Source organism: Streptomyces sp. SYP-A7185, from assembly GCF_046103685.1.
GTDB lineage: Bacteria > Actinomycetota > Actinomycetes > Streptomycetales > Streptomycetaceae > Streptomyces.
This window is the reverse complement of sequence record NZ_CP122310.1, coordinates 1,024,751-1,047,363: the sequence shown is the minus strand read 5'-3', so window position 1 is coordinate 1,047,363 and position 22,613 is coordinate 1,024,751. Positions and strand designations below refer to the sequence as shown.

The following is a 22,613-nucleotide window of genomic DNA, read 5'->3' as shown; positions in this document are numbered from 1 at the left end:
ACCAGCCGCCCCCACAAGCCAGCTCACTACGCTCGGCCCGCCGAACCGATGGACGGGCCACAAGGAAAGGACCCGCATGACCACCACCCCCACCGCTGCCAGCACGTCGCCCGAGGAGCTGCGCAACCGCATGGTGGACCGCATCCGCCAGGCCGGGCATGCCCGCGATCCGCGCGTGGAAGAGGCCATGCGGACCGTGCCCCGCCACGCGTTCGTCCCCGACGCCGACCTGGAGAACGCGTACGCCAACAAGGCCGTCATCACCAAGCGAGCCGAAGACGGCAAGGCCCTGAGCTGCGCGTCCGTGCCGACCGTGGTCGCGATGATGCTCGACCAGCTCGCCGTCCGCGAGGGACAGAGCCTTCTGGAGATCGGCGCGGGCACCGGTTACAACGCCGCCCTCCTCGCGCTCCTGGCGAGCAAGGGGGAAAGGGTCGTCACGATCGATCACGACGAGGAGGTGACGGCCGGGGCGCGCAAGAACCTGGACGCCACCGGCTACCACGACGTCACCGTGGTCACACGGGACGGCGCACTCGGCGCCCCGGAGCGGGCCCCGTACGACGGCGGGATCTTCACCGTCGGCGCGTGGGATCTTCCCTGGGACCTGCTGAACCAGTTCGCCGATGGGGCACGGCTGGTAGTGCCGCTGCGCTGGCGCGGCCAGACCCGCAGCGTCGCCTTCGTCCGCGACGGCGACGCGTGGCACTCGGACTCCGTGGAGCTGTGCGGGTTCGTGCCGATGATCGGGCAGGAAGGCGAACGCACCGCCACCCTCGACGAGGCCGGGGACGTCACGCTGCGGTGGGACGTAGACCAGGACATCGACCCCGCCCGCCTGCGCTGCGTCCTCGGCCAGCCCAAGACTGTCGCGTGGTCCGGGGCGACGCTCGGTTCCAATGAGTCGTTCGACGGGGTGTGGCTGCGGCTGACGGCCACCGAGGCAGGTACGTGCGGCATCGCCGCGACGCGTGCCGCCGTGGAGGCCGGGATCTGCACGCCCGCCACCACCGCGGTCCAAAGCCCGGCGATTGTGGAAGGCGACTCGCTCGCCTACTTCACCCAACGCCGCTTGGAGAGCGAGACCCCGCGCTGGGAGTTCGGGTCCATCGGCCAGGGCCCGGACGGCGAGCACCTCGCCGGGCGGCTGTGCGAGCGCATCCGCGAGTGGGGCCAGGACCACGAGGCCCGCCCGGCCATCACCCTGCACTCCTCGTTCACATCAGCCTCCGAACTGCCCAAAGGGCTGAAGATCGACAAGGGACACCTGCGTTTGACTCTCGCCCTTCCTGCCGGGTTGTAGCGGCCTGGCCCGCAGGAGGTGGCGGGGAGCACCTGGCTGGCGCGGGTGCATCCGGTCACCTGACTGTTTGGGGCTTCGCAGGGGTGCCTGAATGGTTGATCTCTAAAACAAATCGGATGTGACGCTGCCGTCATCAAGCCGACCCATCGAAACGTTCATCCACGAATGGGCGATGCCTCGGCTGCCTGGGGTCGTAGCTGGGACCTGCCGTGACAGCTCTCTCAGATGGTGGAACCGGTACTCGCAGCCCGCGTCTGAATCGCGTTGGGCTTGGTGCCAGAGGCGTCGAAAGGGCTGGCGTTGGAGCTGAGGCCAGATCGCACCCGCCCATTCCTCCCAAGTTTGGTCAGAAACCCAGCCTTGCTGACGGAGGTCAGCTTGGTCCTCACTGAGGCGCAAGTACAGCCGGATCGCCTGCTGCTCGGCACCTCGGAGCCGACGGCCTCGGTCGAGGCCACGTAAGGTCTCCACAGACATACGATCCACTAGGTCCCAGTACCGGCGGATAGATGGCGTCCCGCCGAGTGGTGTATTCAGTCGAGCTCGTGTGGTTCCGGTTTTGCGGGGGTCTGCCGCTGCGGGGTGGTCTGGTCTGCGAAGAGTTCGGCCATGGAGCCTTCGGAGAGGTAGCGGCGGTCGAAGACCTGCCACTCGTCGTGGAGTTCGGCCAGGACCGCGGTGGCGAGCCGGTCCAGGGCGGCCGGGTTGGGGAAGACCTGGACGACGTCGGCCCGGCGTTTGATCTCCCGGTTCAGCCGCTCCAGCGGATTCGTGCTCCAGATCTTCTTCCAGTGCGCCGGAGGGAAGTCCGCGAACGCCGTGATGTCAGCGGCCGCTCCCAGCAGCATGGACTTGACCTGCGGGAACTGCCGTCCGAGCATGTCCGCCACGACGTCGAGCTGGCTGCGGACCTGGTCGGCGGTGGTCTGCGCGAAGATCGTGCGGATGGTCGCCGCGACCATCTCCGCCGAGCCCTTCTCGATCACCGAGAACACGTCGCGGACGAAGTGCAGCCGGCACCGCTGCCAGGCCGAGCCGAGGAACACGGTGCGGATCGCGGCCACCAGACCGCTGTGGGAATCGGAGATCACCAGCTGGACGTTGTCCAGGCCGGGGGCCCGCAGACTGCGCAGGAACCTGGTCCAGAACGGCTTCGACTCGCTGTCGCCGACCATCACCCCCAGGATCTCGCGGTGCCCGCCGGCGGAGATCCCGGTCGCGATGACCACCGCCTGCGACACGATCCGGTGATTCACCCGGGCCTTGCAGTAGGTCGCATCCAGGAATACATAGGGGAACACGGTGTGATCCAGCGGCCGTTCCCTGAACGCGATCAGCTCTTCGTCGAGTGCGCCGCAGATCCTGGAGACCTCGGATTTCGAAATTCCGGAGTCCGCGCCCAGCGCCTTGACCAGGTCATCGACCGAACGCGTCGAGACACCGTGCACGTATGCCTCCATCACCACCGCGAACAGGGCCCGGTCGATCCGGCGCCGGCGTTCCAGCAGCGAGGGGAAGAAGGACCCGGTCCGCACCTTTGGGATCTTCAGGTCCAGGTCGCCGGCCTGCGATGTCAGCAGTCGGTCGCGGTGCCCGTTGCGCCAGGTGGTGCGCTCGCTCGTGTGCTCGCGCGGGGCGGCCCCGATGGCTTCGGTTGCCTCGGCCTCGATGAGTTCCTGCAGGATGCGCTCGCACAGCGCCCTGATCGACTCGACTCCATCGGCCGCGCGTAGTGACTCCAGCAGCCGCATCAGGTCAGACTGGGACAGGGCCATCGCGTCCTCCTCCGGTTGAACTGGCCGTTCACCAGGGAAACTTGCGCGATGGCCCGCCTCTGTTCAGGGAGCAGTCACTGTCAGCAGGCGCACGCCCCGAGCAGACAACCGCGCATTCCAACACCCGACCGCCTACACCACTCGGCGGGGCACCATCCGCCCTTGAGCTGGCGAAGCGCCCATACGATCTACGCCACGCAGGGATCTCGTTCTGGCTTGCCTCCGGTGTCGACCCAGCGGAGTGTGCGCGCCGCGCCGGGCAGAGCATCCAGGTCCTCTTTCGCTACTACGCCAAGTTTCTGGCCGAGGCGCGGAACCACGCCAACAGCCTGATCGAGGAGTCGATGCGAAGGTGGGAGGGGCAGGACCGCAGTGCAGAGGACACATGAGCCGGGCCTTGGCCCGGAAATGCCCCGGAACAGCTGGTCAGAGGTGGGATAGCAGTGGGAGATATCGGGAGTTACCTCGCGATCCACCCAACGGCTTAAGGTGCGCTCAGGGAGGGCGCCTGACAGGTGAAACACCTGTTCAGGCACCCTTTTCTAATGCCTAGAAGAACCCCAGCTTCTTCGGCGAATACGACACCAGAAGGTTCTTCGTCTGCTGGTAGTGCTCCAGCATCATCTTGTGTGTCTCGCGGCCGATGCCGGACTGCTTGTAGCCGCCGAAGGCCGCGTGGGCGGGGTAGGCGTGGTAGCAGTTCGTCCAGACCCGGCCCGCCTGGATCGCGCGGCCCGCGCGGTAGGCGGTGTTCATGTCGCGCGTCCACACTCCGGCGCCGAGGCCGTACAGCGTGTCGTTGGCTGTCTTGATGGCGTCGTCGAAGTCGTTGAACGACGCGACCGAGACGACCGGGCCGAAGATCTCCTCCTGGAAGATCCGCATGCGGTTGTCGCCCTCGAAGATCGTCGGCTGGACGTAGTAGCCGCCCGCCAGCTCCCCGTCGTACGTCACCCGCTGGCCACCCGTCAGGACCTTCGCGCCCTCCTGCTGGCCGATGTCCAGGTAGGAGAGAATCTTCTCCAGCTGGTCGTTGGAGGCCTGGGCTCCGATCATCGTGTCGGTGTCCAGCGGGTGCCCCGCCACGATCTGCTCGGTGCGGGCGACCGCCGCTTCCATGAACTCGCTGTAGTGGCCCCGCTGGACCAGGGCGCGGGACGGGCAGGTGCACACCTCGCCGTTATTGAGGGCGAACATCGTGAAGCCCTCGAGCGCCTTGTCGCGGAAGTCGTCGTTCGCGTCCCACACGTCGTCGAAGAAGATGTTCGGCGATTTGCCGCCCAGCTCCAGCGTCACCGGCTTGATGTTCTCCGAGGCGTACTGCATGATCAGCCGCCCCGTCGTGGTCTCCCCGGTGAAGGCGACCTTCGCGACGCGCGGGCTTGACGCGAGAGGCTTGCCCGCCTCGACGCCGAAGCCGTTGACGATGTTGACGACACCCGGCGGCAGCAGATCGGAGACCAGGCTCATCCAGTAGTGGATCGAGGCCGGGGTCTGTTCGGCGGGCTTGAGCACGACCGCGTTGCCCGCCGCGAGCGCAGGCGCCAGCTTCCACGTCGCCATCAGGATCGGGAAGTTCCACGGAATGATCTGCGCCACGACGCCGAGCGGCTCATGGAAGTGGTACGCGACGGTGTCCTCGTCCACCTCGCTCAACGATCCCTCCTGCGCCCGGATCACTCCCGCGAAGTAGCGGAAGTGATCGATGGCGAGCGGGATGTCGGCGGCCAGCGTCTCGCGCACCGGCTTGCCGTTCTCCCAGCTCTCGGCCACCGCGAGCTGTTCGAGGTTCGCCTCCATGCGGTCGGCGATCTTCCGCAGGATGTCCGCGCGTTCGGTGACCGAGGTGCGCCCCCACGCGGGAGCGGCGGCGTGCGCCGCGTCCAGGGCGCGCTCCACGTCCTCGGCCGTACCGCGGGCGATCTCGGTGAAGGGCTGCCCGTTGACCGGGCTCGGGTTCTCGAAGTACTGGCCGCGGGCCGGCGGGACGTACTCACCGCCGATGAAGTGGTCGTAGCGGGACTGGTAGGAGACGATTGCGCCGTCGGTGCCGGGCGCTGCGTAACGGGTCATCTTGCTGGCCTCCCGAGGAAGGCTGCCCGCCGTTGGGCAGCTCTCGCCCGGAGGTTAGGAGCACGGACGTTGCAGGTACGTTGCGGTCGCCGACCAGGCTGGGGCTCCATGGGGCGGCGTCTGCTCGGGGTGGGTAACGTGGATGAGCCGCCGTGCCGTGGTGCCGTAGTGGAGGAGGCCTGTTTTGGGCCGGGGGAGGGCTGTCGCTTCAGATCCACCAGTCAGGTCGATCATGCCAACCACGTCGGCCACGCCCGCCGTGTCAGTTGCGGGCCGCACCCTCGCGGGCCGGACCCCGTCGCCAGATGGACTTTCCTACCCCGCGTCCGTCAACTCCGCGTCCAACTGCCGCAGCCGGGCCAGGAGCGGCGGCGTCGGCCGTACCTGCGCCAGCGCCCGCCACACCGGCAGGTCATCCTCGCCCCACGGGGTGTGCACCCAGTCCGTCAGGAGGTCCGGGTCGCGGCGTGCGATGAGTGCGGCCCGCAGCTGATCGGCCAGCCTGCGCCGCAGCCGGGCGACTGCGGGCGCCTGTGAAGCGGGCAGGAGCGGACCCGCGTACGCGGCGGCGGCCGCGGTGACCGCTCCCGAACCGAGCCGTCGCTCCACCGCATCGACATCCGACTCGACCGGCACCGAGATCCTGTACGGGCGCGACCGCAGCAGCTCCGGCCCCAGAAGTCTCCGCAGCCGCGCCAGCTCCGCCCGCAGCGTCACGGGCGTCACTGACTCGTCCTCGTAGAGCGCGCACAGCAGCTCGTCGCCGGTGAGCCCTTCCGGGTGGCGGGCGAGAAGGACGAGGATCTCGCTGTGCCTGCGGCTGAGGCGGACCTTGCGTCCGCCGGTCAGCAGCAGCGCCTCGTCACGGCCGAGGGCGGTGAGCCCCACGGAGTCTCGGCTCTCCACCGGCGGCGACAGCAGGGCCAGCTGCGACTCCGCTGCCCGAGCCACTGCCTGCACGAAGGCGAGGCTGTGCGGGTGCGCGAGACCGTCACCCCCGGTGATGTCCACCGCTCCGAGCAGTCGCCCCGTCCGCGGGTCGTGCACCGGAGCCGCCGCGCAGGTCCACGGCTGCACGCGCCGGATGAAGTGCTCGGCCGCGAACACCTGCACCGGACGGTCCACCGCGACTGCCGTCCCGGGAGCATTGGTCCCCATCGCGGACTCCGCCCACCGCGCGCCCGGCACGAAGTTCATCCGTCCCGCCTTCTGCCGGGTGGCGGAATGACCCTCGACCCAGAGCAGCCTGCCGTGGGCGTCGCACACCGCGAGGAGGTGCTCACCGTCCATCGCGAACGTGCCCATCAGCTCGCGGAACAGCGGCATCACCCCGGCCAGCGGATGCTCGGCTCGGTACGAACCAAGATCCCCGTCGGTCAACTCCACTGCCGCGCCGGTGTCCTCGGGGCTGACCCGCGCCCTGGCCGAACGCCGCCACGAGTCGGCGACCACGGAGCGCACCGGCCGGGTGAGCGTCCCTGCCTCGGTGAACCTCTCGTGGGCACGTCGCAGCACCCGTACGCGCTCGGCAGGGTCGGCACCGGCCTCCAAAGCCACCCATGGTTCGGTCAACTCGGCCTCCCGGGACGGCGATGGGGTGCTGCCATCGTCGCCCCGTGAGCGTGCTCCGACAAGCACTGCGGCACGTGCCCTGACGATCGCTTCAGCAATCGCCACAGTGATCACTCGGCGACTACTCAGTGATCCCTCAGCGTTCCCCTCGCGGACCGCCCCCGCGAGGGCACAGCGTGGGGCGGTCGGCGTCAGGCGGAGTTGACCAGGCGGATGTAGCGCGTCCAGTTCCACAGCGGGCCCGGATCGGTATGGTCGCTGCCGGGCACTTGCACGTGCCCGATGATGTGCTCACGGTCCTTGGGAATGTCGTACGTCTCGCAGATCGCCGCCGTCAGCAGCGCCGACTGCTCGTACATCGCGTCGGTGAAGTACTCCGGTTTGTCCACCCATCCTTCGTGTTCGATGCCGATGCTTCGGGTGTTGTAGCTCCAGTTGCCGGCGTGCCAGCCGACGTTGCGCTCGCGCACGCACTGGGCGACATGGCCGTCCGTGGAGCGCACCACGTAGTGGGAGGAGACCTTCTTCGCCGGGTTCTGGAAGATGGCGAGCGTGTCGGCGTAGGTCTCCTGGGTGACGTGGATGATCACGTAGTCGACGGGATAGGTGGTGGGCCTGTTGGCCGCCGTGTAGTTGGACGTGCTGGCCGGAACCCACTCGGCGAGCGGATAGTCGACCGCCTGGGGCCGGGCGGCGGCGCGGGTGGCGGGGAGGAGTGCGGCGGGGACGGCGGCCAGGGCCGCTCCCTGCAACAGCGTTCGCCTGCTGGGGAATCGTCTTGCTCGATCCATGGCTGGCCTGCCTCTCGGTGGGGGGAACAGGTGGGGGAGCCGTGTTTCTCGTAGCCGTGCTTCTCAGTGGGGCAGCAGCGCGGCCGTCTCGCGCAGCCGGGCATGCACTCCCCGGTGAGTCTCGCGCGCGGGCAGCCACTCCTTGCGGAGCTTGGCCACGCACGTGTAGTTGGTGTCGCAGACATTGGCGAGCGGCGACTCGACGGTCTGGGTCGCGAACTGGTAGGCGTCGAGTTCACTGAAGCCGTAGTCCCGCACGAGCCAGTGCACCAGGTCGAGTTGGGATATTCGGAAGGCGTCCTCAAGAGGGCGCGCCGAGCCGGTGGAGATGATGTGGGTGTCGGACTCCAGACGTGGCCAGGGCGTGGAGATCCCCTTCAGGAGTTCGACGATCACGACTGTGTTCATCGCGCACTCGACGGCGACCCCGCAGGTTTCTCCCTCGCCCTGCCGTGCGTGTCCGTCGCCCAGGCTCAGGAGCGCGCCCTCCACGTTCACTCCGAGATAGCAGGTGACGCCTGCCCGCATCTCGGGCGTGTCCATGTTGCCGCCGTGCGCGTCGGGCAAGAGAGCCGAGCGCACTTCCAGGTTGGCCGGTGCGACGCCGACCGTGCCGTGCATCGGATCCATCGGCAGCGCGATCTCGAAGTCGCCGTCACGAGCGGTGAAGTGTGCGGTGCGCCGGATCCGGTCGAGCTGCCAGATCCAGACGGTCTCGGGCAGCGGAGGGTGCAGCGATGCGGTGGTGTGGGTGGAGGTGAGCGCGCCGAAGAGGGGGACCGTGGTGGACGCGGCCCAGTCGCGGGCCGGTTCGATCGACACGAAGTGCACGGCGACGGTGTCGCCCGGCTCCGCGCCCTCGACATGGAAGGGGCCTGTCTGTGGATTGAGGAAGGGGAACTGGCAGACCTCGGACACCAGGTCCTTCTCGGAGCGCACCTTCCCCGCGAAGCAGTCCTCGGTGTACAGGTCGAGCACTGTCCCCGGCGCGATCCGCGCTATGGGTGGCACGCCGCCGAAGGTCCACGCGTACTCATCCGGCTCGGGCCGCACGGTCAGGACGCGAGGCTGGCCCACGGCTGAACTGCTGCTTGCTCCCGACATCTGAATCCCCCGATCCGCGTGGACCCCTCACCACCGGCCGGCAACGTGGTCTCGCGTCAAATACGTTACGGCGAGAGCTGGTTGGGTCGGAAGGGCAGCGTCTGAATCTGTGTACAGCACCGTGATTGTGGATAACACCGTCACCCTTGTGGGTGCCAAGGAGAAGCTGCGAGGAGTGTGCTGACGTGGAGCTGCGAGGAGCGTGCCGAGGTGAGAGGGACGAGGTGGGTGCCAGGGTGAGAGTGCCGAGGAGACGAACAGATCACCATCAGCCCAGCGCGGCCGCACCGACGGCGGCCTGCTCCTCCGCACGGGCACGGGCGGCCACAGCCTGAGCCGGATCGCCGAGCCGGTCGGCCAGCCGGGCACGGGCCTGCCAGTTGTAGGGGCAGATGGGGCGCAGGCTGACGCGCTCGCTGAGCAGGGCGCGGGCCAGGTCGTGCCGGCCGGAACGGATGGCGGCCTCCACCAGCGTCCGCTGGACGGCGTCGCGCTGCGCGTGGCTGCCGCCGAAGGAGTGGAGACGGTAGCGGATCGGAGTCAGCAACTCGACCACGCGCTCGTACTGCCGCTGCCGGTAGGCGATGAGGGCGCGGCACACCGGCAGACCGATCTCGCGGGTCATCGCCCGGTTCGAGACCGAGGCGTCGGTCCGGGCGAGCCACTGCTCACGGTCCTTCACCAGTCGTTCGGCGTCGGAGAACCGCCCCGCGCCCACGTACGCCATCACGGCATGGACGTCGTTGAAGGCGTAGTAGGCGCCGACCTCGCGCCCGGCCCACGCCTGGGCGAGCGTCGCCCAGCGGGGCTCGACTTCGACGTCGGCGAGGAGCAGCCGCCACAGCAGGGCCGAGGCGTCCAGGAGCTCCATGGCGATCGCCTCGGACGCCTCGTTGTGCAGGGTGTTGTCGTAGACGCCGAGGACGCGCTCGATGCTGCCCGCCTCCAGCGCGTACAGGGCGTAGTGCCACGCGTTGTGCACGGAGAGGTAGTTGCCGTCGGCCCAGTCCTCGGTTCGCGCGTCCAGATAGCGGATCCCCTCGCCGAACAGCCCGCGCATCTCGTAGGTGTGGACGACGGCATGGATGCCCCACACGTCCCGCGGGTGGCGTTCGACCGCCTGTAGCCCGATCTCCTCGGCATGGCCGTAGTGCCCGGCCTCCTCGAGCCCGAACGCGTACATCCCCAGGAGCGGCCCGAAGTGCGGGTCTTCGCTGTCCCACCCGGAGAGCGCGCCTCCGATCCGGTCGCGCAGCCGCTGTGCGTCCCCGGTGAAGAAGTCGATCTGGTGACCGACTGCCAGTGCGAGGGCGTCTCGGGGGAACGCGATGCTGATCTCGGCGAGGATCTCCCCGGCCCGCAGCATGTCCCCGTCCAGCCAGGCCTGGGCAGCCGCCGCGTGCATCTGCTCGCGCGAGGAGAGCCCGCCGGGATCGACCGCGCGCCGGAAGGCGCTGAAGGAACGACGCGCGTCGGCCGCGTCCTTCTCTTCGGTTCCGAGCAGCCCGAGATAGGCGCCGAAGACGTGAGCCATCGCGGAATCCGGAGCGGCCGCCAGCATCGCCTGCGCTTCCCCGGCGACTTCGGGGCGGAAGAACAGCAGCGCGTCGAGCGCGCGCTCGTAGTGACGGGCTGCCTCGTCGCTCGTGCCACTCAGGATGTGGGCATGCCGATCCATCTCCATCGCTGTCCCCTCTTTCGCCGACCCTGTCCGGTCCATCGGAACTGCCCGGTTTCGGTTCGCTCTGTCCTGCCGCTCCAGTCTCGCGATTCTGCCCGTGGGATACGAGGACGACGCTCGGTTCACCGGATCGACATACTGCGCAGCGCCACGCGGGTGGTGAGGCCTCGCGACCCCGTCACATCCTGCGCCCCGGGGTTTCCACGCTCGCAGAGGCGCTGTGCCCGGTCGGTTCAGCGGGGCGGTTGGTCGATCGAGCTGGCGCGTGCCACTACCGGGGCAGGCGAGCGCGCAGGGCGCGGGCGGTCCAGTCGAGTATCGGCGCCAGGCTTTCGGGCGCCGGCCATCCATTGATGACCGCGAGGAGGAACAGGTAGCGGTCGCGCCGCGGGTCGTTCATGGATTCCATGCGGGACAGCAGGTGGCGCCGAAGGGAGTCGTCGTCGGGGAGGCCTCGTATGTGTGCGTAGTGCGCCGCGAGCGCCGTGACGATCGGTTCGGCCTCGGGCGAGGCCGGATCGGTGCCCGCCGCGAGGGCCGGGACGACCTGCGCGCGTACGGCCTCGGCGAGGATGCGGGGGAGGCCGGTGCGGTCGTCCGGGGCGCGGTTGACCGCCAGTTCTCTGGCCATGCCCTGCATGGTGGAGCGGAACCCCGGGTCCTGGAAAAGCTCGGCCAGTTCCACCCACGCCTCGACCTGCTCGGCCTCGGGGTTGTCCGGCAGTTCGGGAGTGAGGGAACGGGTGACCGCCGCGAAGGCCGGATGGTCTTCCAGGCCGTCGAACACGGAGCCCAGGAAGTCGTCGATCAGGTGTTGGCGTTCGTCTTCGGAGAGCTTGGCCAGCTTGTGCATGAGATCCAACTCCTCAGGGGTGGAGCCGCACCTGGCCACCGCCGTCAGGACCGCGCGCCGCAGGCGCAGCACGCGGATCTGCACCTCCAGCGCGTCCGCGTGGGCCGCCGCCACCTCGGGGAGCGAGATCTCCCGGTCCACGACCTTCCGGATGGTGGGGAGGTCGAGTCCCAGATCGCGCAGCGTGCGTACGAGGTCGAGGCGGGCGACGGCGTCCGTGCCGTACAGGCGGTAGCCGGCCGGGCTGCGGTCGGTGGGCGGCACGATCCCCGCATCGGAGTAGAAGCGGACGGTCTTGACCGTCAGGCCGGTCCGTCGCGCCAGGTCACCGATCGCGTAGAGCGTGTCGCCGTTCATGGCCCCACCTTCTTGTCTCCCCCTACTGGAGACTCAAGTCGTTTCGTCAGCCGTGCTCGGCTACCGAACCAGGGCCCTGACCCGGCAGCCGCCCCTACACCACCGCCCCCGCCGGATCATCGAGCACCCCTCGGACGACCGAGTGCGCCGCTCCCAGCAGCGGGCCGTCGGAGCCCAGTCCGGAGACGGCCACGGCGCATGCCGTGCCCGCCGTGCGCTGCCCCAGCTCGTCCTCCAAGGAGGGCAGCAGCCATGGTGCGAGCCTCGACAAGGCTCCGCCCAGCACCACCGATCGCGGGTCGAGCAGATTCACCGCGCCGGTGAGCGCCACGCCCAGCGCGGCTCCCGCACCGCGCAGCGCCTTGCGTACGTCCTCGTCGCCCTGCTCGGCGCGCTCCGCGAGAAGTCCGACGCGGTCCGCACCCGGATCGAGGCCCGCCGCGCGCAACACCGCCTCCTCGCCCGCGTACTGCTCCAGACAGCCACGGCCACCACAGGGGCACGCCGGACCGTCCGGCCACACCGGCACATGCCCCAACTCGCCCGCGAAGCCGCGGGTCCCGCGCAGCAGCTGCCCGTCGACGACCAGCGCGGCGCCGATGCCGATCTCCGCCGACACATGGAGGAAGTCCTGGGGCACCTCGTCGCCGAGCCACAGCTCGGCCAGTGCGCCGAAGTTGGCCTCGTTGTCCACCGTGAGGGGCAGACCGCCGGGGAGCAAGGCGTCGAGTTCGACGTCGTGCCAGCCGAGGTTGGGGGCGCGCACCACCACGCTCTTGGCGCGGGAGACCAGGCCCGGGACTGCGACGGCCAAGCCCGCCGGACGCAGCCCCGCCTCCTTGGCCTCGTCGCTCACCTGCCGCACCAGGGCGAGGAGTTCCCTCAGGACGGGTTGCGGGGCGCGTCCGCGGTTGTCTCCCTGTCGCACGGCACGCGCGCGTACCTCTCCGCGCAGATCGACCGCGCACACCGAGAGATGGTCGACGCCCACCTCGGCGCCGATGCCGGCCGGTCCGCTTCGGCTGACCGCGAGCGCGGAACCGGGGCGCCCCACTTTGCCGGGGCGCTCGGGCCCCAGCTCGTCCAGGAGCCCGGAGCGGATCAATTCGTCCACCAGGGTGGAGACGGCGGCACGTGTCAGCCCGATCCGGGTGGCCACGGCGGCACGGGACAGCGGCCCGTGCGCTGCGACCGCGTGCATGACGCGCGAGAGATTGCGGCGTCGCATCCCCCGCTGGGTGTCGGGCAGCGGAACTCCGGCGGTGCCCCGGCGCGCGTCGTGCGGTGGTGCGGTCATGCCCCCGTGAGTCCCTGTTCTTCCGTCTTCGTGGCCGTACGCGGCCGTACGTTCTCGCGGCCGTGCGTGGCGTCGGGCTTCATGGCCGTACGTCCTCGCGGGCCCTGGCGCCGAGCAGCGGCGCCGCGTCGGAGACTACCCCGGCGATGCGCGCGAGCGCCGAGTCGTCCCGCTCCACAGGAGGCAGCACGGGCCCTTCGGCCGTACCCCAGCGGCGCGCGACCGCCGCGGGGTCCTCGCCCGTGAGGAGGCCCGCTGCCTGTGCGGCGGCACCGAGCGCGACCAGTTCCTTGGCCTGGGGCACCTGGACGGCCCGCCCGGAGAGCCGGCGCACGGTGTCCTGCCAGGCCGTGCCCCGCGCCCCGCCGCCGATCAGCAGGAGCGGCGCCGAGCGGTCGGCGTCCGCGTCCAGGACGAGATCGAGGGCGCCCAGAAGGGAGTGCACGGCGCCGTCGTAGGCCGCCTGGAGCAGCTGCCCCGGCGTCGTGTCGTGCCGCAGCCCGTGCAGCAGCCCCGAGGCGTGCGGAAGGTCGGGGGTGCGCTCGCCGTCCAGGTAGGGCAGCAGGGTGACGTCGCCGCCCGCCTGCACCGCCTCACGGTCCAGGCTCAGCAGCGCGGCGACCCGGTCCACGGCCAGCGTGCAGTTGAGGGTGCAGGCCAGCGGCAGCCAGTCGCCGTGCGCGTCGGCGAAGCCGGCCACGGTGCCCGTCGGATCCGCCGGGCGCCGCGTGGAGACCGCGTACACCGTGCCCGATGTTCCCAGGCTCAGCACGGGGGTGCCGGGGCGCAGCCCGAGTCCGAGTGCCGCCGCCGCGTTGTCGCCGGTCCCGGGCGCGACCAGTGTGCCCTTGGAGAAGGGCAGTTCGCCGCTGCCGCGCACGGTGCCGGCGACCTCGCCGGGGCGGACCACGCGCGGCAGCAGCTGCGGGTCCAGGCCCACGAGCCCCAGGATCTCCTCGTCGTACGCCTCGGTCGCCGATGCCCACCATCCCGTTCCGGAGACGTCGCTCCGGTCGGTGGTGCCCGATCCGGTGAGGCGTTCGGTGAGGTAGTCGTGGGGGAGTCGTACGGCTGCGGTGGCGCGGGCCGCCGCGGGCTCGTTCTCGCTGAGCCAGGCCCACTTGGTCACCGTGAAGGAGGGCCCGGGCACGCTGCCGACCCGCTCGGCCCACGCCTTGGGACCCCCCAGGCGGTCCACCAGGGAGCGGGCCTGTTCGGCCGAGCGCACGTCGTTCCAGAGCATCGCGGGCCGCACCGGCCTGGAGTGCGCGTCCAGGGTGACGAGTCCGTGCTGCTGCCCGCCGACCGACACGGCGGCGGCTTCGCGCGCCGCGCCGCCGCACTGTTCCAGGGCCGCGCACAGGGCGCTCCACCACTGCTCGGGGTCGCTCTCGCGGGCGGCGCCCGAGCTGACGTCGTGCGGGGCCTGACCGCTGGCCACGACCCTGCCCGTGGCGGCGTCGACGACCAGGACCTTGGTGGACTGCGTGGAGCTGTCCACGCCGACGACGAGGGGTCCGTCGGCTGCTGGCGCTGATGACATCGGGGGTCTCCGTTCCCGCGGCTCTTTCCGGGTGTGCCCGGACTTCTTTCCGTCCGACCTTCCCAGGGATGCCTTCGGATACTAATTTGTTAAGCGCCATGACGAAATAGTCGCGGTAACCGCACATGAGCGGGCACGCACCCGTGCCCGCTCGGCCACACCGCCGTGCACCAGTCATCTAGGGAGCCGCACATGACGTACCAGCCCACTCCTGAGGACAAGTTCACCTTCGGCCTGTGGACCGTCGGCTGGCAGGGCAGGGACCCGTTCGGCGACGCGACCAGGGCGGCCATCGACCCGGCCGACTCCGTGCGGCAGCTGGCCGAACTGGGCGCCTACGGAGTGACCTTCCACGACGACGACCTGATCCCCTTCGGCGCCACGGACACCGAGCGCGAGTCGCACGTCAAGCGGTTCCGGCAGGCGCTCGACGCCACCGGCCTGGTCGTGCCGATGGCGACCACGAACCTCTTCACGCACCCCGTCTTCAAGGACGGCGGGTTCACCGCCAACGACCGGGACGTCCGCCGCTACGCGCTGCGCAAGACCATCCGCAACATCGACCTGGCGGTGGAGCTGGGTGCCCACACCTATGTCGCGTGGGGCGGCAGGGAAGGCGCGGAGTCCGGCGCCGCGAAGGACGTGAGCGTCGCGCTCGACCGCATGAAGGAGGCCTTCGACCTGCTCGGTGACTACGTGACGGAACAGGGGTACGACCTGCGCTTTGCGATCGAGCCCAAGCCGAACGAGCCGCGCGGCGACATCCTGCTGCCCACCGTCGGGCACGCCCTCGCCTTCATCGAGCGCCTGGAGCGGTCCGAACTGTTCGGCGTCAACCCCGAAGTGGGGCACGAGCAGATGGCCGGGCTCAACTTCCCGCACTCCATCGCCCAGGCCCTGTGGGCGGGCAAGCTGTTCCACATCGACCTCAACGGCCAGACGGGCATCAAGTACGACCAGGACCTGCGCTTCGGGGCGGGCGACCTGCGCAGCGCCTTCTGGCTGGTGGACCTCCTGGAGAGGGGCGGTTACGAAGGCCCGCGGCACTTCGACTTCAAGCCGCCGCGCACGGAGGACTACACGGGCGTGTGGGCGTCGGCCGCCGGCTGCATGCGCAACTACCTGATCCTGCGCGAGCGTGCGGCCGCGTTCCGTGCCGACCCGGAGGTCCAGGAAGCCCTGCGGGCCTCGCGTCTGGACGAGTTGGCCGTGCCGACCGCCGAGGACGGCCTTGCCGGGCTGCTCGCCGACCGCGGAGCCTTCGAGGACTTCGACGTGACGGCGGCCGCGGAGCGCGGCATGGCCTTCGAGCACCTCGACCAGCTGGCCATGGACCACCTCCTGGGGGCGCGAAGCTGACGGAGGCTCCCGCTCCGTTCTCACCCGGGAGGCGGCAACTTCCGCAAGGGGGTCGCGCCGTGACCCTTTCGAGGCGACTCTGGACGGTATGGCCATGCCGCCCGTACCTCCGCCGCCGCCCCCTCCGCCGGGTGACTCATCCCCTCCGGGCGATGGCGGTTACGGCCCGCCGGGAGGGGGCTACGGTCCGCCCGGGGGAGGGTATGGCCCGCCCCCGGGCGACGGATACGGGCCGCCACCGGGCGACGGGGGGTGGCCTCCTCCGGGAGGCGGTGGGATGCCCCCTGGTGGAGGCGGTTTCCCGCCCGCTCCGCCGCCGGGTGGGCCGTCCGGGCGGCGCGGCGGGCCCTTGGTCCTGCTCGCGGTGCTCCTCGCGATCGGAGTCGTCGTCGCGGTGGTCCTGGTGGCCACCAGCGGCGACGGTTCGGACGACAAGAAGGGCCCCTCCCAAAGCAGCGAGAGCTCCAACGGCACGCCCCGCCCGTCGCTGAGCATCCCCTCGCAGCTTCCGTCCGAGCTGCCCACGGAGCTGCCGTCCAACCTGCCCAGCGGCCTGCCGTCGGACTTCCCCAGTGACCTGCCGAGCGGCCTGGAGTCACTGGTGCCGCAATGAGCGGACGCCGCGGGCAAGGAAGCGCCCTACTGCTTCCTGCGGGCGGACGTCATCCGACCAGGGTCTTGATCGGCGTGTTGAACGGCTGACCGCGCGCTCGAAGGCCCGCCGGAGCGGCCTTTCAAAACCGCTGCGGGAGCCGTACGTAGGTCACGGTCGTCTCCACGTCACTGTCCACCAGGCGGCCCTCCTGGTCGAAGGCCTCCGCCCCGTCCGTCATGCCGAAGTCGTTGTCGTTGATCAGGGCCAGGGTGTGGCCGTTCACACGGGCCACGCCCTCGATCTTGTCGGGCACGCCGTCGACGGCGCCCAGGTCGACCAGGAGGCGCTTCTTCAGGACGGGCACTCCGGCGGCCGCCGGGTCGTCGAGCTGCTCCAGGGACGGCGTCGTGGCCGCGTTGTCCCACTGCTCGCCGAGGATGTCGGAGCGTTGGTCCAGCTTCACCGTGTGCAGCCGCGCGGCTTTGTCGGTGCGCTCCTCGACCAGAAGGCGGTCACGGCCCACGGCCACCACGGAGGAGATCTTCAGCTCGGACGTGTCGTCCTCGCCCGGATCGACGACGTCCACCGCGTCGAAGCGGTACGCGTACTCGGCGGTGACCGCCTGCTTCTTCGGCGAGAAGCGCAGGAGCCGCGTCGTGCGCGACGCGGCTCCCGCGTCCTCGTCCGGCAGGGACAGGGGGCTTTGGAGCGCCATCACCAGATCGCCGCCGGGAAGTTGGGCCAGGCCCTCGAAGCCGCGGTTTCCCTTGCGGTGCGCCAGGACACCGGGCAGCGCCTCGACGACCGGGTAGTCGGCGCCCGACAGCTTCAGGCCGCGGGGGACGTAGCGCTTGAGGACCTTCCCGCGCGCGGAGACGTGGACGAGCGAGGGGCCGTACTCGTCGACCAGCCAGAAACTGCCGTCGTGCGCCCGCACGATGCCCTCGGTGTCCAGGCCGTTGGGGTCATGGGCCAGCGGCGTCTTCGCGTCGTAGGTGTAGGGCGCCTCGTCGCGTCCCTTCTGGTTGGACAGGCCGGTGACGGGCTTTCCGGAGGAGGTCGTCAGGGCCAGGGCGTCGATGACCTTCACGGTGTCACCGGAGACGCGGATCTTCACGATCGCCGGGTCGAATCCCGGGACGGGGAAGGTGCGGCGCTTCTTGCCGTCCATCTTGATCTGGCCGTTGGGCCCGCGGTCGGTGACCGTCCAGAACTCGCCCTTGCGTCCCGCCGGGTAGATGTCGCTGCCGATGCCGCCGAGATCCACACCGCGGTCGTCGGTCACCGTGCCGGGCAGCAGGGAGTTGCTGAACGGGCCCAGCGGGACGTCGCCGAGCGTCGCCGTGGAGGTGATCCGAGGTGCCTTTGGCTTGGCGCCGGTCGGGGCGCCCGTGGCGGTACCGGTCACCGCGACGGCGGCGAGCAGGGCGATCGGCACCCCCACGGCGACGGAGCGGCGGACGCGACGCTGACGGGCGGCGTGCGGGGACATGGGTGCCTCCTGGGGCGCAAATGTGCGGTGACAGCGATCAGACTTCGCCGTCGCCGCGAACGGGAGGAGGCAGAGAGGTGAACGTGAGGGAGAGTGCTGACGGCGCCTCCCGCGAGGGGCAGGAGGCGCCGCCGTCACCCACGGGCCGGTCAGCGGCTGTCGGGCACCTGGCCCCTCGTCCCCCTTCGGCTGGATCGCGCTGACGTACTCCCTCACGGCGGGCCCTGCGGAACGGGGGAGACCAGTCGCGGTCGGCTCCCCGGAACCGATGTGATCCACACTCGCGGGTGTCATGCTCGCGCTCAATCGCTGAGCCGGGGGAGTGCCCGCGCCCGTGTTCCCGGCGCGCGTGTGAGCGGTGTGGCCACGCCGGTGGCCGCCGCGCGCGTTCCGGCCAGGTGCAAGAGCGCCCCCCCCAGGGGCCTTGGCCCGGTGCGGGGCGTGGCTCGCACCGGACCGGTCCGGTCTATTCGGCGCCGGTCACCACGGCCAGTGCCGTCGCGGGGTCGTGGGCGGCGGGGCCGGCGGGGGTCCAGCGCCCGCGTTCCTTGCGGTAGGGCCACCACCGGCCGTCGGCGCCGTGCCGCAGCTGGGCGTCGCTCCCGACCACGGTCCAGCGGTTGCGGGCGGCGCGCAGCTGCGGCCGCTCTCCGTCGTCCCAGGCCGCGTCCAGCGCCGCACGCGCGCGTGCCAGGGCGTCCGCCTCGGGCGTCCACTCCTCCTCCAGGGCGGACAGCGCGGCAGGGCCCCCGTACCCCCAGGCCCGGACGGCCAGCGCGAGGCCGTCCTTGCCGCGGCCCGCGGCGGTCGCCAGGCGTGCGGCCACCGGCGTGGGAGCCGCGGCGGCGAGGCGTACGGCATCCTCGTCCGGCGTCAACTCGTGCGCTATCGGCTGCCGCTCGTGCCCGGGCGAGAGCGCCTCGGCCAGCATCCGGTGTGCCTCCGCGGCGCCTTGCGCGGCCAGGAACTCCAGCGCCGTCACGTCCAGACCCGGCGCGGGCTCGGTCTCCGTGTCGAGGGACGGCGGCAGACCCGGCTCAGGCGGCAGCGGAGGCGGCTCGGGCAGCGGCGGCAGGAGAATCCCCTCCGCGTACGCCTCGGCGGCGTCCACGCCCTCCTGGGCCCCTTCCTGCTCCTCGGTGGGCGTCTCCACGGCCTCCGACCGGGCCACGCTGCGCACTTGCAGCTCGTCGAGCAGCTCGCGCTCGGCGCGGCCGCGCATGAGGAACAGGACGAACGGGTCCTGGTCCAGGAGCCGGGCCACCTGATAGCAGAGCGCGGCGGTGTGCCCGCAGTGGTCCCAGGCGTCGCAGTCGCACTGTGGTTCCAGGTCGCCGATGCCCGGCAGGAGTTCGACGCCTGCCGCCGCCGCGTCCTCCACGAGGTGCGGCGGCATCTCGCGGTCGAGCAGTGCCGCGATGTGCCCGGCGCGCTCGACGGCCATGTCCAAGAAGCGGTCCCATGCGTCCTCGCCGAGCCGTTGCAGCAGGACGTCGGAGCGGTGGGTGGTGCCGTCGCGGTTCTGGACGAGCGCGGTGATCCGGCCGGGGCGCACCGAGACCGCGCCCACGGCCCCCGCGCGCGCGAGCCTGCGCCCGGCCTTCAGCTGCTGAAGGTCCAGGGCCGTGTCCTCCAGGGCCTTGAGCCAGGCCTGGCCCCACCAGCTCTGCGCGAAGCCCCGCCCGTGCGTGGCCGGCAGCGCGGCGAAGGTGCGCTCGTGTTCCCCGGCGCCCTCCCCGCCGCTCCCGTCGCCGTAGGTCTCGCCGGGTGTCTCGTCGTACAGGTCGTCGTTCATCGCGTCCCCCCTCGCAGCTCCACCAGGTCGGCCAGTTCGGCGTCGGTCAGTTCCGTCAGCGCCGCCTCGCCGGAGCCGAGCACGGCGTCGGCCAACTCCCGCTTGCGCACCAGCATCTCCGCGATGCGGTCCTCGATCGTTCCCTCCGCGATCAGCCGGTGCACCTGCACCGGCTGCGTCTGCCCGATGCGGTACGCCCGGTCGGTGGCCTGTGCCTCGACGGCCGGGTTCCACCAGCGGTCGTAGTGCACGACGTGCTCGGCGCGCGTCAGGTTCAGGCCGGTCCCCGCTGCCTTCAACGACAGCAGGAAGACCGGGACGTCGCCGTCCTGGAAGCGCTCCACCATCGCCTCGCGCGCCGCGATGGGTGTCCCTCCGTGCAGGAACTGCGACGGGGTGCCGCGCGATGCCAGGTGCTGCTCGATGAGGCGCGCCATCTGGACGTACTGCGTGAAGATGAGCACGCTCGCGTCTTCGGACAAGATCGTGTCGAGCAGCTCGTCGAGCAGTTCCAGCTTTCCCGAACGGCCCGCGATCCGCGGCTTGTCCTCCTTGAGGTACTGCGCGGGATGGTTGCAGATCTGCTTGAGGCCGGTGAGCAGCTTGACGATCAGACCGCGCCGGGTGAAGCCGTCGGCGCCGGCGATCTCGGCGAGGGTCTCGCGCACCACCGCTTCGTACAGGCCCGTCTGTTCCGTGGTGAGCGACACCGCTCGGTCGGTCTCCGTCTTGGGCGGCAGCTCGGGTGCGATGCCCGGGTCGGACTTGCGCCTGCGCAGCAGGAAGGGCCGGACGAGTTGGCCGAGCCGCTCGGCGGCGGCCGGGTCCTTGCCGCTCTCGACGGCCTGGGCGTAGCGGGTGCGGAAGGTGCCGAGCTTGCCGAGCAGGCCCGGTGTCGTCCAGTCCAGGATGGCCCACAGCTCGGAGAGGTTGTTCTCCACGGGGGTGCCGGTGAGCGCCACGCGCGCGCGGGCGCCGATGGTCCGCAGCTGCTTGGCCGTGGCCGAGTACGGGTTCTTGACGTGCTGGGCCTCGTCGGCGACGACCATGCCCCACGGGGCGTTTCCCAGGCTGTGCGCGTCGAGGCGCATCGTGCCGTAGGTGGTGAGCACGAACTCCCCGTCGGCGAGGCCCTCCAGGCTGCGCTGAGCGCCGTGGAAGCGGCGTACGGGCGTGCCGGGGGCGAACTTCTCGATCTCGCGCTGCCAGTTGCCCATGAGGGAGGTGGGGCAGACGACGAGGGTGGGTCCCGCGGAGTCGCTGTCGGTCTGGCGGTGCAGATGCAGGGAGATGAGCGTGATGGTCTTGCCCAGGCCCATGTCGTCCGCGAGGCAGCCGCCCAGGCCCAGGGAGGTCATCAGGGCCAGCCAGTTCAGGCCGCGCAGCTGGTAGTCGCGCAGGTCCGCGGCGAGCGCCGCGGGCTGGCCGACGGGCTCGGTTCCCTCGGGGTCGGCGAGGCGTTCGCGCAAGGCGGCGAGCCAGCCGGTCGGCTGGACGTCCACGCGCCGCCCGGCCACTTCGGTGGTGCCGGTCAGGACGGCGCTCAGGGCGTCGATCGGCGTGACCTTGTGGTCTTGGTGCGCACGGGCGCGCCGGGCCTCTTCGGGGTCGATGAGCACCCACTGGTCGCGCAGCCGCACCACGGGCCGGTTGGCCTCGGCGAGGCGGTCGAGCTCCGCGCGGGTCAGCTCCTGACCGCCCAGCGCGAACCGCCAGTTGAAGGAGAGCAGCGCGTCGGCGGAGAGGTACGACGGGGCGTCCGAGGACGGCTTGTCGGGCTCCTTGGTGGTGTCGTCGTCGGGCGGGCCGATGACCGCGCGGGCGGTCAGCTCGCGCGCCAGCTCCCTGGGCCAGTGCACCTCCACGCCCGCGGTGGCGAGCATGCGGGCGCCCTCGCCCAGGAGCGAGGTGACCTCGTCGTCGGCGAGTTCGATCGCGTCGGGGACGGTGGCCGAGAGCAGGGGGGCCAGCGGCGGCCACGCGCGCGTGGCGCGTCGCAGGGCCAGCAGGGCGTCCATCCGCGACCGCGCCCCGAAGGACTGCCCCGAGGCGCCGGAGCCGGCCCAGGCCTCCGCGGCGTCGGCGACGAGCGAGGGGTCGCTGACGCTGTGCAGCTGGAGCACGGCGCGGAACGGCAGGCGGGTCCCGTCGGGGGTGTCCGACACCAGGCCGGGCACCTCGACGCGCAGCGAGATCCGTACGCCGGCGTCGTGCCCGGCGGCGACATCGGTGGCCCAGGGGCGCTGTTCGGGAATGTGCTGGGGCCGCGGAGAGGCGAAGGCCGGTGCGCCGGCGGCCAGCGAGGCGGCGGGGGAGCGCGGCAGCGTGTCGGCCACCGCGTCCAGGAACTGGCGCAACAGCCGCTCGGGTTCGGGCAGCCGCAGGGGCTCGGCGCCGCCCTCCAGGGGCAGCGCGTGGGCGGCGGGGGGCATCGCGGCGGCGAGATCGCGCAGACGGCGCAGATCGTCGGCGCCCAGAGGGCCGGCGCGCCATGCGTCGTGATCGCTGGGGGTGAGTCCGGGCAGCAGCAGTCCGCGCGCGGCGAGTTGCAGCGCCAGCAGACCCGCCGCGCCCCAAAAGGCGGCCGTCGGGTGTGCCCCTGCCGTCGCACGCGCGCGTGTCAGGACGGGCAGGGCCGTGCGCATCGGGAGAACGAGCGCGGACACGTCGCCGAGCTGCACCCCGTCGGCGCCGGGCAGCGCGATGGTCAGGTCCTCGACGCTGCCCGCGGAGCAGGAGGGCGGTGCGTCGCTCTCGGGGTGCCAGAAAGCGACCCGGCCGGCGCGTGCCGGGTCGGCGGAGACGAACAGGACGGAGCAGCGGGACAGTTCAGAGATCTCGGAAGGTGACGCGGCAGAGGGCCTGGGCACGGCGATGGCGCATTCCTCAAACTTGACTACTGGGTGTGGAGCGGCCGAGAGTACAGCACGCCGCACCGCAGACGTGAGCGATTCTGAAGTGATCCGCGTCACTGCGTTGCAGGGGTGTAGCTAACCCCCCTGTCCCACGGTGCTGACCCCCTC

At 70.9% G+C, this 22,613-nt stretch carries 15 protein-coding genes and 1 pseudogene; 4 read left to right on the top strand and 12 right to left on the bottom strand.

Going from position 1 to position 22,613, the window contains the following annotated elements:
* Positions 1-76: 76 nt before the first annotated feature.
* Positions 77-1,303, top strand: a complete 1,227-nt coding sequence (fxlM, locus tag QBL25_RS04465) for a methyltransferase, FxLD system (protein WP_409055654.1) — start codon at positions 77-79, stop codon at positions 1,301-1,303.
* 533 nt (positions 1,304-1,836) lie between these two features.
* Here fxlM and QBL25_RS04460 read toward each other — a convergent pair.
* On the bottom strand, positions 1,837-3,078 hold the full coding sequence (locus tag QBL25_RS04460; protein WP_409055653.1) for an IS256 family transposase: 1,242 nt from the start codon (positions 3,076-3,078) through the stop codon (positions 1,837-1,839).
* Positions 3,079-3,236: 158 nt separating this feature from the next.
* On the opposite strand from QBL25_RS04460, the pseudogene QBL25_RS04455 reads away from it, so the two are divergent.
* A pseudogene (locus QBL25_RS04455) lies at positions 3,237-3,467 on the top strand (integrase); the annotation flags it as partial.
* A gap of 160 nt (positions 3,468-3,627) precedes the next feature.
* On the opposite strand, the gene QBL25_RS04450 reads toward QBL25_RS04455, so the two are convergent.
* From QBL25_RS04450 to xylB, 8 genes are all read right to left on the bottom strand, one after another.
* Positions 3,628-5,151, bottom strand: a complete 1,524-nt coding sequence (locus tag QBL25_RS04450; protein WP_409055652.1) for an aldehyde dehydrogenase family protein — start codon at positions 5,149-5,151, stop codon at positions 3,628-3,630.
* Between the two features lie 315 nt (positions 5,152-5,466).
* Positions 5,467-6,723: a GAF domain-containing protein gene (locus tag QBL25_RS04445; RefSeq protein WP_409055651.1), complete on the bottom strand. Its 1,257-nt coding sequence runs from the start codon at positions 6,721-6,723 to the stop codon at positions 5,467-5,469.
* A 191-nt stretch (positions 6,724-6,914) separates the two neighbouring features.
* A complete protein-coding gene (locus tag QBL25_RS04440) occupies positions 6,915-7,514 on the bottom strand; it encodes an N-acetylmuramoyl-L-alanine amidase (protein ID WP_409055650.1) in 600 nt (199 codons plus the stop codon).
* 63 nt (positions 7,515-7,577) lie between these two features.
* Positions 7,578-8,591 carry an acetamidase/formamidase family protein gene (locus tag QBL25_RS04435; RefSeq protein WP_409055649.1) on the bottom strand — a complete coding sequence of 338 codons (1,014 nt, stop codon included), beginning with the start codon at positions 8,589-8,591 and terminating at the stop codon, positions 7,578-7,580.
* A gap of 295 nt (positions 8,592-8,886) precedes the next feature.
* A complete protein-coding gene (locus QBL25_RS04430; protein WP_409055648.1) occupies positions 8,887-10,302 on the bottom strand; it encodes a tetratricopeptide repeat protein in 1,416 nt (471 codons plus the stop codon).
* A 268-nt stretch (positions 10,303-10,570) separates the two neighbouring features.
* Positions 10,571-11,509: a MerR family transcriptional regulator gene (locus QBL25_RS04425; protein WP_409055647.1), complete on the bottom strand. Its 939-nt coding sequence runs from the start codon at positions 11,507-11,509 to the stop codon at positions 10,571-10,573.
* A gap of 94 nt (positions 11,510-11,603) precedes the next feature.
* Complete coding sequence (locus QBL25_RS04420) at positions 11,604-12,806, bottom strand: ROK family protein (RefSeq protein WP_409055646.1); 1,203 nt, start codon at positions 12,804-12,806, stop codon at positions 11,604-11,606.
* A 79-nt stretch (positions 12,807-12,885) separates the two neighbouring features.
* A complete protein-coding gene (gene xylB, locus QBL25_RS04415) occupies positions 12,886-14,349 on the bottom strand; it encodes a xylulokinase (protein ID WP_409055645.1) in 1,464 nt (487 codons plus the stop codon).
* A gap of 192 nt (positions 14,350-14,541) precedes the next feature.
* Between xylB and xylA the strand changes: the two genes are divergently transcribed.
* Positions 14,542-15,708, top strand: coding sequence for a xylose isomerase (gene xylA / locus QBL25_RS04410; RefSeq protein ID WP_409055644.1), 1,167 nt, complete (start codon positions 14,542-14,544; stop codon positions 15,706-15,708).
* 277 nt (positions 15,709-15,985) lie between these two features.
* Complete coding sequence (locus QBL25_RS04405; RefSeq protein WP_409055643.1) at positions 15,986-16,321, top strand: hypothetical protein; 336 nt, start codon at positions 15,986-15,988, stop codon at positions 16,319-16,321.
* A gap of 121 nt (positions 16,322-16,442) precedes the next feature.
* Here the strand turns inward: QBL25_RS04405 and QBL25_RS04400 are convergent, their stop codons facing one another.
* From QBL25_RS04400 to QBL25_RS04390, 3 genes are all read right to left on the bottom strand, one after another.
* Complete coding sequence (locus QBL25_RS04400; protein WP_409055642.1) at positions 16,443-17,795, bottom strand: esterase-like activity of phytase family protein; 1,353 nt, start codon at positions 17,793-17,795, stop codon at positions 16,443-16,445.
* A 466-nt stretch (positions 17,796-18,261) separates the two neighbouring features.
* Positions 18,262-19,590, bottom strand: coding sequence for an SWF or SNF family helicase (locus QBL25_RS04395; protein ID WP_409055641.1), 1,329 nt, complete (start codon positions 19,588-19,590; stop codon positions 18,262-18,264).
* Positions 19,587-22,460 (bottom strand): DEAD/DEAH box helicase, encoded by a 2,874-nt coding sequence (locus QBL25_RS04390; RefSeq protein WP_409055640.1) that lies wholly within the window; start codon positions 22,458-22,460, stop codon positions 19,587-19,589. The genes QBL25_RS04395 and QBL25_RS04390 overlap by 4 nt, the downstream gene beginning before the upstream one ends.
* Positions 22,461-22,613 lie beyond the last annotated feature (153 nt).